Origin of the sequence: Acidianus manzaensis (assembly GCF_002116695.1) — an archaeon.
Lineage (GTDB): Archaea > Thermoproteota > Thermoprotei_A > Sulfolobales > Sulfolobaceae > Acidianus > Acidianus manzaensis.
Window position 1 is genome coordinate 509,002 of record NZ_CP020477.1, and the last position, 15,234, is coordinate 524,235.

Here is a 15,234-nt window from a genome sequence, read left to right on the forward strand (position 1 = left end):
GTATCTATTTAAAAAATTGCTGTACTATTTTTCTAGATAACTTACCATAAAGATTATCATGTTTCATATAACTAAAATATACAGATAAAATACTATTATATAAAAAATATAAATAAGACGTGTATTATAACTAAAATACAAATTCTAGTGCATATATTAACTAAACGATTTATTTTAAAAAATAAAGATCATAATTATAAGAAAAAGTTAAAAAAGTTAAATTATTATCTATATTGTAACGATAATAATTGAAGTTTATTAAGTGCTAGATTATGATTATAATTATGAATAGCCTACAATTGGTAATCATCGTATATATCGTTGGAATGATGATAGCAGATTTTACTATTCTGTACTACTTACTTAGAAGTTCTATTGTATCAAGAAGAGCAGTACTATTCGTAAGCTCAATATTATTATATATGGCTACAGAAGCTGCTGATATAGGATATATATTATTTTATCACGGTTCAATATTGATAGAACCAATTACCTTAATTATAGCATCATTACCTATACTACTTTCACTACTCGTGAAAGACTATAAAACTCACTGGAGAGAAGACAAAACATCATCTATTACATTATCTATAACTATTGTTTTAGACGAACTAGCTATGGGGTATTCGTTCTCATCAGCTTTCGGACCACATATTAATCCGTTATTATCATCTGTAAGTAATATAGCGTTTGGCATAATGATGATGGCAGATGCAATATTTTTCCTTGCTTTAGCACCAGTAAAGAAAATTGAAGAAATCTCATTATTTACTTTTGCTGTATCTATGGCTTTTATGCCAAATATATTCATTCAATTTTCCGCGTATGCAGAACTTATGGCTTCTCTATTAGCTTCTATAATAATGATAATAAATATTATTACTTTATATTTAATACAATCTAAAAAACTTACTTTTAATGCTCAATTGACTTCCATATCCCTTGGATTATTAGATTTCTTAATGATGTTAGGTCTATCAATATACGCTACTTCTAAAGACCTATACATGATCTCATTAGCAATGATTATTTCTATGTTCTGGTACTTTATTCTAATATTATATAGTTTTAATCGGAAGAAAATTCAAATGTCCCTAAAATATCCGCTGACTTTTGTTATATTAATAAACTTAGCAGAATTAACCATGGGATTTGGAGAAAGCACCATGGGCTTCGAGATAACAAACGGATTATGGGCTCCAATGGGAGTGAAAATAATGCACCACATGATGATTATGTCAGGAATTCATATGCTCATATGGAGTCCACTATCAAATTCATTCTGGTGGATCTTCCCAACAAATCCGTGGACAATGACTACTATCGCATTTAAACAAGCTATTATGAAGTCTCATAACATAATTTTTGCAAGCTTCTGGGGAAGTTATATGCTAATAATGATGACGACAATGATGCCTTTCTATGTAGTAATGATGGGAGCAGAAATGAGTTATCTTGTATATGAAAGATTTAAGAGCAGTAAACAATTAAAAGTTAGAGCTTGGAGTTTAGCAATACTAGTAGGAATACCAATATTTGTCTGGATATTACCATACTATACTCCAACATATATATTTGGAATGAGCGATATGCTCTCTGATATAAATCCTTCTTTCTCAGTAAGCTTATTGAGTTTTGGGATTTCTATTATAGCAATAGTAATAGCTTCATCATTATTTGGGAGAAGAGCATATTGTAATTTAGTTTGCATGTCAGCCCATATGTGGATAAATACTTATTACGATCAATTTAAGCCCAAAAAAAGTACCAAAATATGGGAATCTTTAAGATGGATAATATTAGGCATAATGATTCTAGTATTCATATATTCATCACTTATCTTTCTAGGCATTGAGAAAAATCCAGTTATAGAAGGAATACAAATATCATTACTTGATTTTTACGGAATGTTTACTCTAAGTTATATTTGGTGGTTCTTCTTCTTTTTAACGCCAATATTTGGAACATATTCTTGCGCAAGACAAGGATGGTGCGGTTTTGGAACATTTACTGGATTATTTAACAAAATATTATTTAAAATAGAAGCTAATTCAATAGATACTTGCAAAGAATGTACTACAGTTAACTGCGAAAAAAGTTGTCCAATAAAAATTCCAATAAAAGCCGATATCTTATCTAATGGATACAGTAATAGAATAGCATGTGTTGGATGCGGTGATTGCGTAGAAGCTTGCCCATATAATAATCTAAAAATTATAGATATAACTAGCTACTTTAGAAGATCAGGGAAAGCATTTACATCATGAAATCAGCCCTTGTAAGGTTCATCACATTTTTATTTTTTATATACTATACTTTTTATTATGATTTACTTTGATGTAGACTCTGCTAATTCATTATTACCATGGATAAAAGAAAAACTAAAAGAAATGAAAGAATTAAAATATAATACAGAAAAAGCTCTAATGGAAGGAAACAAAGATGCATTATCTGCTTATGTATCCAGAATTGATCAGATAATAAAAGAAATTACTGAAAAAGGAATAATATTAAGGGATTTAGATCTAGGGATTTTGGATTTTCCAGCTATAATAAATGATAGACCAGCATATTTATGTTGGAGAGAAGGAGAAGATAAAATATTATATTGGCATTATTTGGAAGAAGGATATAAAGGAAGAAAGAGAATTAGCGGGGAAGAAAATATCTTAAGTTATACTTAGTTTATTCTATCACAATCTTTATATTCAAATAATATAAAATATAATAAAGTTATATTTTTACACAAATTTTAGGAACATATAATAAAAATATTACTTTATTTTCACTGTGAATAAGCATACATTATTAAATATTCTTCTAAATCCATTTCCATCTTACATCATATAATACTTAGCAGATAACTTTAAAAACTCTTGGATATTGAAGAAATAGACATTTGTCTATATTTATTTGATAAAGAGACTCTTCTTGATTAAATCTTATCTAGCCATTCTTCCCATTTTCTTCCATTTTCATCCATCCCATAATCAGTTTCATATCCCATTGACATCCACCCTACCATTCCATATTGCATATGAATAGCTTTTCTCTTCCATATATGTGGCAAACCATAAGTAGCATACATGGCTCTATTTCCATGCTCGCAAATTACTGCTACATCCTTATCTGAAGGTAAAAATTTAGATAGAGCTTCTAAATAATCTAGCGGTAATAAGATAGATCCAGGTATATGATGATCTTCATATTCTTGAGGAGTTCTAACATCTATAAGAATTATCTCATTTTTCTTCCATAGTTTTCTAACTGATGATGGAGGAAGACTTATAATATGCTTGTAGTAAGGGCTTGTATATTCTTGAATGAGTTGCATAGATTAACAATGTTAAAGTAAGTTAAAAATCTTTTCTTTTGAAATTATTGTAGAAAGTTTTTATTCTAAAAAAATATAAAAATCTTTCGTAAACTTCTAAACTAATTAACATATCTAATATTCAATAATAGAAAATTTTATTCTAAAAATAAAACTAATATATAAAAAGCTTTAATACCATTTAATCAGATATTTTCCAAATAAGATTTTCATATATTAGTTTTCTTATTTAACTTTATTTTTAAGATTGAGGGTTTATCCTTTGTCTTAAATACTCTCCTGCTGAGGTAGCTAAAGATATAGTAGGATATAATTCTTGGCCTGCAGGTACTACTATAATTAAGCCTCCTTTTTGAGAAATATCAGTTAACGTCTCTAAAAACCTTAATTGTAGAGCTTGAGGATTATCTTTATACTGTTTTGATGCTTCAGCTAATATACTAGATGCCTGCCTTTCGCCTTCACTTACTATTACTCTTGCCCTTCTTTGTCTCTCTGCCTCAGCTTGCTTGGCCATAGCTGATAGCAAATCTGGAGAGATTTTGATATCCCTAACAGTTACTGATGTGACTTTTACTCCCCAACCTTCAGTATAAGAATCTAATATTTCTTGCAATTTTTTATTGATTTCGTCTCTTTTTGTCAGTACTTCGTCCAATTCCATCTGACCTACAATATCCCTTAGTGAAGTTTGAGCTATATTAATAACAGCTTGATTATAATTATATACCATTGAAACAGCCTTTATAGCATCTACCACCTTATAATAAACTACAGCGTCTATAGAAACTGTAACATTATCTCTAGTAATTATAGTTTGAGGAGGAATATCTACAGTTCGTATTCTTAGATCCACGATTACTGGTCTATCTACAAAAGGTATCAAAAATATTATACCAGGACCCTTAATTCCTAATACTCTTCCTAATCTTAAAACTACAGCTCTCTCCCATTCTTTTACCTGCCTTAAAGACATCCCTATAAATACTAAGATAATTATTAGCAGTAGTACTAATCCGATAATTAAACTTACTAACATAATATATGTTTGTCTTTAAAGTTTTTAAAACTTATATTTTATTAATATTGCAGAAATTATAACTCCTATCGCAAAAGCACCAATATATTCTAAAAGTATATAATTTACACTTACTCCAGAAGATTTGTATTTTATTTTATTAAAAGCTGAAGATAAAGATTTCTTAAAATTATAAGTTTTTAGAAAATTAACCAATTTGGTATAAGCAGATGTAAAGCTTGAAACTATTTTAGATAATACTGGTGAAGAGATAATATAAGTAGGAGCCAAACTAAAATTTCCAGGATAATATACTATAAATAGACTTTGATTAGAAATATTAAATTGTGCCACTCCATTTACAGTATAATTACTTGCAATCACAGAAGTAAGTGGTATAGGAGATGAAGACGAACTTAAAGACGGAACTAGAATTTCTACTTCTTGATAGCTTAATTTATGACCATTAATACTCATATTCACATACTTTACGTTTTTATTTACAGTAATGGAAATAGTAGGCTGTACTGGCCACATTACTGAAGGAGAATTAACACCATTACTTATCACATCATTAGGATGAAGTATACTAGTAATGTTTCCATAAGATGCTATACCGTAAGCACTTTCTGCAGTATCTAAACCTACTGAAATAGCATCATAGGGAACTACCAGTGAATCTCCATTAAGATAATAAAGCTCTTCATTCATATTTCCTGACATATACACTATACTACCTCCTCCAGGACCTCCCCAAACTAATTCTAGATCGTTTGGTATTCCTGCAAGAGAAATACTACCTAATTCGAAGTTTCCAAAATAAGGCAAACTTAGATATACAATACGAGATCCATTTATCGAATACCCAAACTTTAATCCATTTGAAGTATTCATAAATAATGAAATATGAGCAGGCAGAGTAATATTAAATGTAGGACCTTGATAGCAAAATACTCCTAAACCATCATAGGTAGTAACATTTGCTTTTAATACAGTAAAAGGTCCAGTCAAGTTCCAGAAGTTGACTACCATAGTTACTTCAAACTCACTAGAATTTATTTCATGAAATAATGCAACATCTTGAGCCCAATAGGCCCCATCAATCATTACGTTAAGTTGCAATGACGCATTGCCTGAAGTGAAATATTGCCCATTAGGAAGATAAGATTTTCCTATGCTTAGATTCTGTATTGATACTGTTCCTTTTACAAAAGTAGTATAGAAAGGCGAAGATAAAGGATAGAAAGTAATTCCTGTAGGATATGCTGACGAGGGTAACACTGAAGAATACATTAGAGTAGCTGAGAATAAAGGTAAAGGCAAAACAATAAGTAGTATTAGAAATGCTTTGATAACTGACATGTAAGTTTATATCTGTAAAATCTATTATAAAAATGTGGTTGCTCACATAGTAATTCCTATAGTAGTTATTATAGTATTAATTATTGTCTTAGTTGTGACCGGATATATTTCAGATCCTATAATAGACATACCTTCTCTAGCTATTATAGGATTTCTTTCATATAGGATGTTTTATGTAATAATAAAAACCAGAAAAAGAAATCTATATAGTTATGTAGGTAAGTCAGGAAAAGCAGTAGATGATATTAAAGCTGGACATACTGGATATGTAATAGTAGAAGGTGAATATTGGAAAGCTATAGCTAAAGAAGATATAGCATCAGGAGACGAAGTTACAGTAATAGGCATGCAAGATTTAAATCTTATAGTAAAAAAGAAAAGTAATGAAGTTATCATTTAACTCATTGGAGAAAATAAGGAATTTACCTAATTATTCTGTTATAGAAGATGGAGAAAATGTTATAATAACTTATTTTACCCCATCTATTTCCCAAGCCTCAGGTAATGAAGAGGATGAAGAGACTTCAAGGATAATAGTTATTACTGGAAGAAAGAGTAATGATCATATAGATATAGAAAAAGCTGAAATTAAAACAGAAGACAATAAGTTAATAAGAAAAATGAATCTAGACGAATTAGAATTCTGGATAGAATCTCTGGAGTGATACCTATGTATTTGCTAGCTTATGGAAGCTTAAGATATGGATTTGAACTACATCATTTTCTAAAAAGTTGTAGATTTGTAGGTATAGCCTTTGCAGAAGGTTACAAAATGTATGATATAGGAAATTATCCTGGAGTAATTAAAGGAGATGGAATAATATGGGGAGAAGTATATGAAGTAGATGAAAATCTAATAAGATTATTAGATGAAGTAGAAGATTTCAAGGGTAGACCAGATGATTTATATGTAAGAGAAACTACTACAGTATTTTTTGATCAAAAAAGAAAATATAGGCTAAATAACGTTTATTTATATAGATATAATCAAATTATAGATGATAAACATGAGATAGAAGATGGAGATTATAGTAGATGGGCAGGTATGCCTAGTATAGTAAACTATTTTGCTTATGCAGAAAACACAAATGAAGAAGTATTAAAGGAAAGAAAAGTAAAAACAATATTAAAGGAAATTGAAGCATACGCAGAAGATTATGAAATAATATTCAATATAAAATGCAAATACGGATATTGTGCAAATATGAAAGAGCATAAAGGAGGTAAAGTATTAGGCTATATCTATGTTATTTATGAAGACGAATTGAATGCGCTAGACAAAGCAGAAGAACATCTAATTAAATATGTTAGGGAAGTTATAAAAGTTAAGGATAAAAATGGAAAAGAATATTATGCCCAAGCTTATGTTTCTGATTATAAAGAAAATGAACAAAAACCTTCAGAAGAATATCTTAATATAATTAAAAAAGGATTAAGTAGAAAATGGAAAAACTCTACATCAACTGGATTACAGTGATGAGTGAACCCTGGGTTGAAATGTGATGAGATTGAACCAGACTGATTTATATTTAACAGTGTTAAAACTTACTTTATGAAAAAACTTTCAGAAAACGAAATAACAGAGAGACTTTCTAAGCTAAATAACTGGAAATATGAAAACAATAAAATTATAAAAGAATTTAAATTTTCTAATTTCGATGATTCAGTAAGCTTCCTAAAGTTAATACAGCCAGTAGCAGATGGATTAGACCATCATCCAGACGTATGTGTATATTACAATAGAGTAATTATTGAACTAACTACTCACGATGTAGGTGGAATATCTGATTTAGACTTTCAATTAGCAGAAAAGATTGATGAACTATCGACGCACGTTAAGTCATAACTCCAAAGTAGTTTTAATTCTTTCTAAAATTTTTTGTAACCTTTTTTCTTCTTCTCTAAGTAATGAAACTCTTTTTCTAAGATCTATTGAATATTCAGTCTTTTGTTTTATTTCATATGCATCTTTTCCTAAATATTTACTTTTTAGTTTACCTTCTTCCCAATATCGTAAATAATAATAAGTATTCTTTCCAATCTTTTTAGCATCCACATGCCCGGAAGGAAGATTTTTCAATTCATCTTCTAGTTTCTGCCTCTCTTTTTGCACTTCTAAGTATTTTTCTTCTATTTCCTTAACTTTCTCCCATATCATACGACATCACTGTATAAATGCAGAGTATTTCTAATATTCATACCCCATTTCTTCAGATAAATTTTCGTCTAATGCTTTTAAGATTCTTTCCTTATCAGAGACCTCTATATATTTTCTTATACCCCCTGCTCTTCCTTTATTTAATATTTTTATTTTTATAATACCAAACATATCTAATTCTGATATAATATCAGAAAATCTTCTATAGGATAAAGGCCTTTGCTTTAATTTATCACATAAATCAGTATATATCTTATGCGCAGTAACTACATCTTCAGCCTCAACAACTGATCTTAAAGCTAACTTATAATGAAATGGCAAAGATTTTATTGCCTCTACTAACCTTTCTTGTTCATATTCAACTATAGCTCTATCAACATGATCTTTTCTCAAAATTCCTTCCCCAGAAGCTAACTGAGCTGCTCTAAATAGTAGATTAACAGCTTTTCTAGCATCGCCATGTTCTTTAGCTGAAATAGCAGCAATATAAGCTAGCACTTCCTCATTATATGTTCCTCTAAATAATCCATATTCTGCATATTTACTTAAGATCTCTCTAAGTTGATCTGCATCATAAGGCTTAAAAATTACTGAAGGACCTAAAGAAGAAAGCACTCTAGGTTCCATGTAGTCTCTAATATTAATATCGTTACTAATCATAATTACGGAAATTTTAGCATCAGCTCTAAGCATTTGATATAATACTATATCTCCATCTCTTCTTTTAACTAAAGTATCAACTTCATCTAAGTAGACTATAACTTTCTTTTCTTTTACTGCATGCTTAATCTTTTCAATATATTCACCTAAGTTTATCCCATGCTTAGGTACTATACCGTTAGTTAGCTTTTCAGTTAATACCGATAATACAGCTTGAGGCGTACCTCCAACTTCTCGACAATTAATATAAGCTTGTTTAACATTAGCGTAATCTTCATCTTCGTTCTTTACAGCTTCTATCTCGCTTAAAATATATCTTATAACAAACGTCTTTCCAGTACCAGTTAAACCAAGAAATAAATTTGAAAATCTAACATCATTCTTAACAAAATACCTAATAGAGATAGCAGTCTCCTTTATTATATCTTCTCTATATGGAATTTCAGTAAATACAGATATAGGGTCAATAAACACTTTAGGATTCTTTATTACTTCTCCTTTACCGCCTTTAAGAGTCTCTCTAATCACAGTTGTTTCATATGTTTCTCTAGTTATATGTTGTTTCCTTTATTACTTATCGTAGTACCAGGTATTAGCCTGGTAACGTATTACACACTATTAAACTCCCCAGTTTTACAGTATGTATTCTTAGTTTCCATCATCTATATTCAGTAATACTTACATTTTATAAGAAATATCTATTAGTATATGAATTATGTTTAAAAATTATTATCATAAATAATACCTTCAAGTTTAGTATTAATATATAATAAGGAGAGACACTGTAAATCTGCAGTGTTTCTCAAGGTTAATAATAGCAACTAAATATAACAGTTTGTATAATAAATTCTTTTAAAAGATACATCTCAATTAGATTAAGCGTTACATGATTAAAATTAACGAAAGAAATTTGCTGTCTCTCAGTCTATGTATACGGAATTTATCTTTATGAAATAACGTAAATATACTGTAAAACCGGGGAGTTATCATCGTCTTAGGAATTAATATAAATAAAAAATCTAAGAATATACATTTTAGTAAAAATATACTATATTTATGGAATAAAAAGCTATAACGTATCTATTATGGATATTAATACATCTGTAAACTCTTTAGTTCCTAATGCCTGTACATTCATGAATCTTGCTATATCTTGTGTTACCTTTTTCTGCTTTATTGCTTCGTTAATCGAATTCTCTATTAGGTCAGCTGCTTTGTCCCAGCCCATAAATCTTAACATTAATTCGCCTCCTTTAATAATTCCAGTAGGATTTGCTATGTTTTTCCCAGCGTATTTTGGAGCAGTTCCATGTACGGCTTCAAACATTCCTCCATTATCCCCTACGTTAGCTCCCCCCAAAAGGCCAATATTGCCTATAAGTGCTCCGGCTGCATCCGATATGTAGTCACCATTAACATTAGGTGCAAGTATAATATCATAATCTTCTGGTTTTATTATTATTTGTTGGAACATATTATCTGCTATTCTATCATTTAGTAGAATTTTTCCATCAGGTATTTTTCCATTGTATTTAGTATTCAACTCTTCTTCAGTTACTATGCTTTCCTTATATTCGTTAAGAGCTGTTTCATAAGCCCAATCTCTGAAAGCTCCTTCAGTGTACTTCATAACGTTTCCTTTATGCATTATTGTTATTCTTTTCCTTGAATTTTGTAATGCATATTTTATTGCTAATCTTGTTATTCTTTGAGTCTTGTATTTACTTATTATCTTTATGCCAATACCTGTGTCATTTTCAATGTCTATATTAAGTTCTCTCCTTATGAAATCTCTAATTTTTGTTGCTTCGGTAGAATCATATGGATATTCTATACCTCTATATAGATCATCTGTGTTTTCTCTAAAAATTATCATATTTACCTTTTTTGGATCTTTTAGTGGACTTTCTATTCCTTCAATATATTTTACTGGTCTTATATTTGCATAAAGGTCTAACATTAATCTTATTGCAACATTTACTGATTTCCATCCTTTACCTATTGGTGTCTCCATTGGTCCCTTAAGTACTACTCTATAGTTAAGTAATGCTTCTTGTGTTTCTTTAGGAAATCTATCTCCTACAGTATTAACTGCCTTGTTTCCAGCTAATACTTCTACCCATTTAATCTCTTTTTTTGATCCATAAGCTTTTTCAACTGCCTTATTTATTACTTGAATTGCAGAATGCGTTATTTCTGGGCCAATACCATCTCCTTCTATATAGAGAATTATAGGCTTATCAGGAACTATCCACTTGCCGTCTTTAAATTCTATTTTCTCTCCATCTTCAGGAAAATGATACATATAAACTTCAATTTTCACAACTTAATTTTATTCCTTTTTTCTCAATAAGAACTTACTTCTTCCTTTTAAATCACTTAATGATCCAATTTGCTTAACTAAAGTTCCATCTATAAAAATGAGTTTTATAGACGTATCTCCCTTACTTATTATTAATTCTATTTCATTTTCTTTGCTTTCTAGTATAGCTTTTGAGATTACGGTGTCAATATTCTGAATATCAATTGTGCCAGATAAAATTGTTTTCATTTGTGTTTTCTCCTCGTTAAATTCTTTTTCTTCCAATTTAAGATTAGAATAATTATTAACTGAAAATTGTTTTTGAATTGAATTATATAACTTTCTGGCTTGAAGTTTTACAATTATCTCAAATGGTCCACTATAATAAAAAATTATATTAATTTCAGTTAAGTTTTGTTGTCCTTGCTTTGGTTCTAAAATATGATCTAATTTTCCTACAATACTAGGAAAGGACTTATGCTCTACTATATATGTTATTCTGTTTTTATTTGAAATTTTAAATACTTTTAAATCAATGTTAAATATCCATCCAATTTTAACTAAAAACGTATTCTCATCTATATTTATGATGTCATTAAACATAGGTATATATTTCATAATATTTCTAGGATTGTTGAAATATTCAAGTAACTCAGAATAAGGAGAAGCTGAAGTAAGCTTAAATATTTCTTCCATATTTACATTTCTAGTTTTGTAAAATTTAAATTGTATTATTATTGACTAAAGACCTATTTTTCATCAGTATGAGGTTATATCGAAAAGATTTATCTTATAGACAAAATCAAGTATAACCATGTTTAAAACTTTAATGATATTAGCGTTATTACTAACTCAAGTTATTCCATTTATCTCTAGTGTAAATTTAACCAATAACCACCAGGATATTAGCTTACAGAGTATAAATCCTAATTCTTTTGTTACAATAGCAATAGTAGAGACTCCTAAAAATTTAGCATTATTGCAAATGTACGTAGAAAATCATATTATTCTAAATAGTACAGAGGTATACAACTTATTCATCCCTAACAATACAATAAACAATATAGTAGACTATTTACATAGATATAATATTAATACTACGACTTACTATAATGTAGTTCTTGCCTCTGGGCCTGCAAAATCGCTTGAAAAAGCACTTAATGGTACAATATATGTAAATAATTTTAATAGCATAAGATTTTATCAGTTTTTAGGAGATCCACCATCTATAATAGGTAATGCAGAAATATTTGGAACTAATATAACTGCTGCACTTCTTGCTAAGCCTAATACAATATATAATGTTAGTCAAGCAGTAGCATATAACTATGTCTTACCTAGCCAATTACAAGAAGCTTATAATACAACATGGTTATATAATCATGGAATTACAGGTAATGGTACTACTATTGGTATTTTGGATTTCTGCGGTGATCCTTATATCATTCAACAATTAGATGAATTTGATAACGAATTTAATATAAGTAATCCTCCCTTTTTACAAATTCAACCTATAGGTTGTTATAATCCTAATAATGGAATAGAAACAGGATGGGCTCTAGAAATCTCATTAGATGTTGAATACTCTCATGAAATAGCTCCAAATGCTGGCATTATTTTATATGTAGCTAACGAGCAAGTTCCTTTACCAGCTGCTATAGCTTTCATTGATCAGCAAGATAAAGTAAACGTTGTTTCGCAAAGTTTTGGAATACCTGAAATCTATGTTGATCTAGGTTTAATACCATTATCTTACGTTCAATCATTAACTTACGAGTATTGGTTAGGTGAGGTTGAAGGAATTACCTTTATAGCAGCCTCAGGAGATGAGGGAGGAAATGGAAATAATTTCTATTTATTTCCAGAAGGTAATGATATATTGCCTTCTTCTGACCCCTATGTATTAGCAGCTGGAGGTGCTACATTATATTCTTCTGGCTCTTCGTCTGTACAGACAGCGTGGAGCGGAGAAAGTGTTTATGGAGCTACTACTGGAGGATATAGTAGTATATTTCCATCTCCATGGTACCAAGGATTAAATGGATTTAGAAGTGTACCCGATGTAGTAGCAGACGCAAATCCTTATTCTGGAGTTCCAGTAGTTTATTATCATAACGAAGTATGCTTAGTAGGAGGAACATCAGTAGCGTCACCAACAATAGCTGGAATAATAGATCTAGCTAGCGAAGTACATGGAAAATTAGGTTTTATAAATCCAATGATATATGCATTAAACGGTACTAAAGCTTTAGTTCCAATAGATTTTGGATATAATACGCCTTATATTGTTAATAGTACTCCTAATCCAGTTACTGGTTTAGGATACATTAATGCAGGATATTTTGTTATGTTAGTACATAATGTTTCTACAATTTCAGTAGCTACTACTAATTCAACATATTTAGATGGTGAAATAGCTAAAGTTATTGTAAAGGCTTCTCCTCTAGTTCCTGTTCAAGGATATGTATATAACGGATCTACAATAATAGAAAGGTTTCCTCTAGTATATAATGGTAGTTATTGGATAGGAGAATTTTCCGTTACTGGTAGCGGAATAGAAGAGATAGTGATAAAGCAAGGTAATGAGTATACAGGTACATATATTACAGTAGGATTACAAGCAGAATATATATTACCTGAGGTTGGAGTTTATACTTCACCTGGATCTATGCCAATATTAGCAGAGTTAATATATCCTAATGGTACTGGAGCGATAGCACCTAATAATCTAGAAGCTACAGTATACAAATACATACCATCAGATAACTCATTTTCTGTATATGCTACTACTGAGTTATCTGTTCCTTCAATAATATTATTATCATCTCTTAATATTATAATTATAAATAATGGATCATTTGTGTATGGAACATTTAATGATTTTCCAAATTTTGGTGGAATATATATGGTCAAGATAAGCGGTATATTTGGATTTGATGAATATGTAGAAGGTGCATATGTCCTTCCTTATATTGTTCCTTCAGCTTTTACTGAACCTACTGTTATTTCTCCTGGTTCTAACATAACTATAGGAGTATCAGTAGAAGCAGAAGTTTATCCAAATATAACTTTTGAATTAGTAAGTACAGATGGGAAAATAGTATATTCTACTACTATCAATTCTGTAGATGTAAATGGCCAAATTTTCTATGTTAAACAGATAACTTTACCAAAAAATATAGAGGCAGGATATTACTATATTATAGCTAAGGCAATATACGAAGGTAGCAATTATAGTGTAAATAGCTATGGCTATACTCAAATCTATGTTTCGCCATATTCTTTAAATGTAAAACTTCTGTCACCTACTAGTTCAGCATTATATGAGAATCAAAGTTTTATATTGAGAGCACTAATAACTTATCCTAATGGTACTCCAGTTAAATTTGGCATATTTAATGCAGTTATAATTCCGTCATATTTAGCAGGAGATTTTGACTCATTAGATATAACGTTTTCCACACCATTAATATATCATAATGGATACTGGATAGCCAATATAACTACACCTTCAGGTAATAGCAATCCTCTTGGATATTCTACCGAAGGCTTAGCTGGTAATTGGTATATTTATATTTATGGTGTTTCTTCATCTGGAGTTCCTATATCTTTTCCTGCATCATTGGATTATTCATCATTAGCTATTGTTCCTAGCACTCCAAATAAGATTTTTTCATTACTGCCATACATTTATACTTCATTTTTTAATGGTACTATAGCAGTTAATATGTATATTCAAAATGCTGTAATAATTAATCATGATGCAACTTTTATAGATACTATAATTCAGAATTTAGAAGCTAAAAATAGTACAATAACTCTTATCAATAGCCAAGTTATTCATGAAAAAATAGATAATTCCAAAATAATATCTAATGAAAATATAACATCTGACGAAATTACTACTAATACATCTTCAACTATTTCACCTAATACGACTATTAATGGTAATAATGTGAGTAATAGTAAGTTATATGTTCTAGTATCTATATTAGTAGTTGTGTTAGCGATATTTTTTGTACTTATTAAAAAGTTAAAGTAATTTTTTATTTTATTTCTGTTATTAGTCCTATCCACTCATTATTATCGAACATTATGTATTGTACGTTTACTTTTAATCTTTTGATGTTGAATTTAGTCTTTATCTTTAAATTATAATTAAAGTAGTATATATTTCCATCAACTTCTATTTCAGCTTTCTTGGGAAATTCTATCTGATATCCGTAATCTTCTGCTAATTCTTGAATTTTAGTAGTTAATCGAGCTATAATATCTTTAATTGAATCTCCATAAATTGGTTCGAATTCTAAGGCTGATAATTCCTCTTTAAATGCTGATATGCTTTCGTTTTTATTTGCATGAAGTTTTTGCCTTTTTGTCTGTTTTGCTTTCACAAAAGA

At 29.6% G+C, this 15,234-nt stretch carries 15 protein-coding genes; 7 read left to right on the forward strand and 8 right to left on the reverse strand.

Annotated features, from left to right (window positions below; all coding sequences use genetic code 11):
- The first annotated feature begins 284 nt into the window (after positions 1–284).
- Entirely contained in the window at positions 285–2,267 is a 1,983-nt protein-coding gene (locus B6F84_RS02270; protein WP_148690724.1) for a 4Fe-4S binding protein, read from the forward strand.
- A gap of 57 nt (positions 2,268–2,324) precedes the next feature.
- Positions 2,325–2,684: a DUF2203 domain-containing protein gene (locus B6F84_RS02275; RefSeq protein ID WP_148690725.1), complete on the forward strand. Its 360-nt coding sequence runs from the start codon at positions 2,325–2,327 to the stop codon at positions 2,682–2,684.
- Positions 2,685–2,935: 251 nt separating this feature from the next.
- On the opposite strand, the gene B6F84_RS02280 is transcribed toward B6F84_RS02275, so the two are convergent.
- From B6F84_RS02280 to B6F84_RS02290, 3 genes are all read right to left on the reverse strand, one after another.
- Complete coding sequence (locus B6F84_RS02280; RefSeq protein ID WP_148690726.1) at positions 2,936–3,334, reverse strand: rhodanese-like domain-containing protein; 399 nt, start codon at positions 3,332–3,334, stop codon at positions 2,936–2,938.
- 241 nt (positions 3,335–3,575) lie between these two features.
- Complete coding sequence (locus tag B6F84_RS02285) at positions 3,576–4,373, reverse strand: slipin family protein (RefSeq protein ID WP_148690727.1); 798 nt, start codon at positions 4,371–4,373, stop codon at positions 3,576–3,578.
- A 24-nt stretch (positions 4,374–4,397) separates the two neighbouring features.
- Positions 4,398–5,714 carry a thermopsin family protease gene (locus tag B6F84_RS02290; protein ID WP_148690728.1) on the reverse strand — a complete coding sequence of 439 codons (1,317 nt, stop codon included), beginning with the start codon at positions 5,712–5,714 and terminating at the stop codon, positions 4,398–4,400.
- 34 nt (positions 5,715–5,748) lie between these two features.
- On the opposite strand from B6F84_RS02290, the gene B6F84_RS02295 reads away from it, so the two are divergent.
- The 4 genes from B6F84_RS02295 (at position 5,749) to B6F84_RS02310 (ending at position 7,560) form a co-directional block, all read left to right on the forward strand.
- The gene (locus B6F84_RS02295; protein ID WP_148690729.1) at positions 5,749–6,114 is read left to right on the forward strand and encodes an NfeD family protein; all 366 of its coding nucleotides are present in this window, start codon (positions 5,749–5,751) and stop codon (positions 6,112–6,114) included.
- Entirely contained in the window at positions 6,098–6,379 is a 282-nt protein-coding gene (locus tag B6F84_RS02300; RefSeq protein ID WP_148690730.1) for a hypothetical protein, read from the forward strand. The genes B6F84_RS02295 and B6F84_RS02300 overlap by 17 nt, the downstream gene beginning before the upstream one ends.
- A 5-nt stretch (positions 6,380–6,384) precedes the next feature.
- Entirely contained in the window at positions 6,385–7,191 is an 807-nt protein-coding gene (locus tag B6F84_RS02305) for a gamma-glutamylcyclotransferase family protein (protein WP_148690731.1), read from the forward strand.
- A 75-nt stretch (positions 7,192–7,266) separates the two neighbouring features.
- Positions 7,267–7,560: a 4a-hydroxytetrahydrobiopterin dehydratase gene (locus B6F84_RS02310; RefSeq protein ID WP_148690732.1), complete on the forward strand. Its 294-nt coding sequence runs from the start codon at positions 7,267–7,269 to the stop codon at positions 7,558–7,560.
- Here the strand turns inward: B6F84_RS02310 and B6F84_RS02315 are convergent.
- The 4 genes from B6F84_RS02315 to B6F84_RS02330 form a co-directional block, all read right to left on the reverse strand.
- Positions 7,555–7,872, reverse strand: a complete 318-nt coding sequence (locus B6F84_RS02315) for a DUF6788 family protein (RefSeq protein ID WP_148690733.1) — start codon at positions 7,870–7,872, stop codon at positions 7,555–7,557. The genes B6F84_RS02310 and B6F84_RS02315 overlap by 6 nt on opposite strands.
- A 30-nt stretch (positions 7,873–7,902) precedes the next feature.
- Entirely contained in the window at positions 7,903–9,060 is a 1,158-nt protein-coding gene (locus B6F84_RS02320; RefSeq protein ID WP_148690734.1) for a Cdc6/Cdc18 family protein, read from the reverse strand.
- Between the two features lie 541 nt (positions 9,061–9,601).
- A complete protein-coding gene (locus B6F84_RS02325; RefSeq protein ID WP_148692808.1) occupies positions 9,602–10,837 on the reverse strand; it encodes an NADP-dependent isocitrate dehydrogenase in 1,236 nt (411 codons plus the stop codon).
- A gap of 27 nt (positions 10,838–10,864) precedes the next feature.
- A complete protein-coding gene (locus tag B6F84_RS02330; protein WP_148690735.1) occupies positions 10,865–11,530 on the reverse strand; it encodes a hypothetical protein in 666 nt (221 codons plus the stop codon).
- 118 nt (positions 11,531–11,648) lie between these two features.
- On the opposite strand from B6F84_RS02330, the gene B6F84_RS02335 reads away from it, so the two are divergent.
- On the forward strand, positions 11,649–14,876 hold the full coding sequence (locus tag B6F84_RS02335; RefSeq protein WP_148690736.1) for a S53 family peptidase: 3,228 nt from the start codon (positions 11,649–11,651) through the stop codon (positions 14,874–14,876).
- Positions 14,877–14,880: 4 nt separating this feature from the next.
- Here B6F84_RS02335 and B6F84_RS02340 read toward each other — a convergent pair whose 3' ends face one another.
- Complete coding sequence (locus B6F84_RS02340; RefSeq protein WP_148690737.1) at positions 14,881–15,228, reverse strand: hypothetical protein; 348 nt, start codon at positions 15,226–15,228, stop codon at positions 14,881–14,883.
- Positions 15,229–15,234 lie beyond the last annotated feature (6 nt).

What these genes read in the sequence shown, in the direction of transcription:
- B6F84_RS02290 (WP_148690728.1), bottom strand. Translation starts at nt 5,714, where the DNA reads ATGTCAGTTATCAAAGCATTTCTAATACTACTTATTGTTTTGCCTTTA.
- B6F84_RS02300 (WP_148690730.1), top strand. Translation starts at nt 6,098, where the DNA reads ATGAAGTTATCATTTAACTCATTGGAGAAAATAAGGAATTTACCTAAT.
- B6F84_RS02305 (WP_148690731.1), top strand. Translation starts at nt 6,385, where the DNA reads ATGTATTTGCTAGCTTATGGAAGCTTAAGATATGGATTTGAACTACAT.
- B6F84_RS02335 (WP_148690736.1), top strand. Translation starts at nt 11,649, where the DNA reads ATGTTTAAAACTTTAATGATATTAGCGTTATTACTAACTCAAGTTATT.
- B6F84_RS02280 (WP_148690726.1), bottom strand. Translation starts at nt 3,334, where the DNA reads ATGCAACTCATTCAAGAATATACAAGCCCTTACTACAAGCATATTATA.
- B6F84_RS02330 (WP_148690735.1), bottom strand. Translation starts at nt 11,530, where the DNA reads ATGGAAGAAATATTTAAGCTTACTTCAGCTTCTCCTTATTCTGAGTTA.
- B6F84_RS02270 (WP_148690724.1), top strand. Translation starts at nt 285, where the DNA reads ATGAATAGCCTACAATTGGTAATCATCGTATATATCGTTGGAATGATG.
- B6F84_RS02310 (WP_148690732.1), top strand. Translation starts at nt 7,267, where the DNA reads ATGAAAAAACTTTCAGAAAACGAAATAACAGAGAGACTTTCTAAGCTA.
- B6F84_RS02285 (WP_148690727.1), bottom strand. Translation starts at nt 4,373, where the DNA reads ATGTTAGTAAGTTTAATTATCGGATTAGTACTACTGCTAATAATTATC.
- B6F84_RS02275 (WP_148690725.1), top strand. Translation starts at nt 2,325, where the DNA reads ATGATTTACTTTGATGTAGACTCTGCTAATTCATTATTACCATGGATA.
- B6F84_RS02325 (WP_148692808.1), bottom strand. Translation starts at nt 10,837, where the DNA reads ATGTATCATTTTCCTGAAGATGGAGAGAAAATAGAATTTAAAGACGGC.
- B6F84_RS02315 (WP_148690733.1), bottom strand. Translation starts at nt 7,872, where the DNA reads ATGATATGGGAGAAAGTTAAGGAAATAGAAGAAAAATACTTAGAAGTG.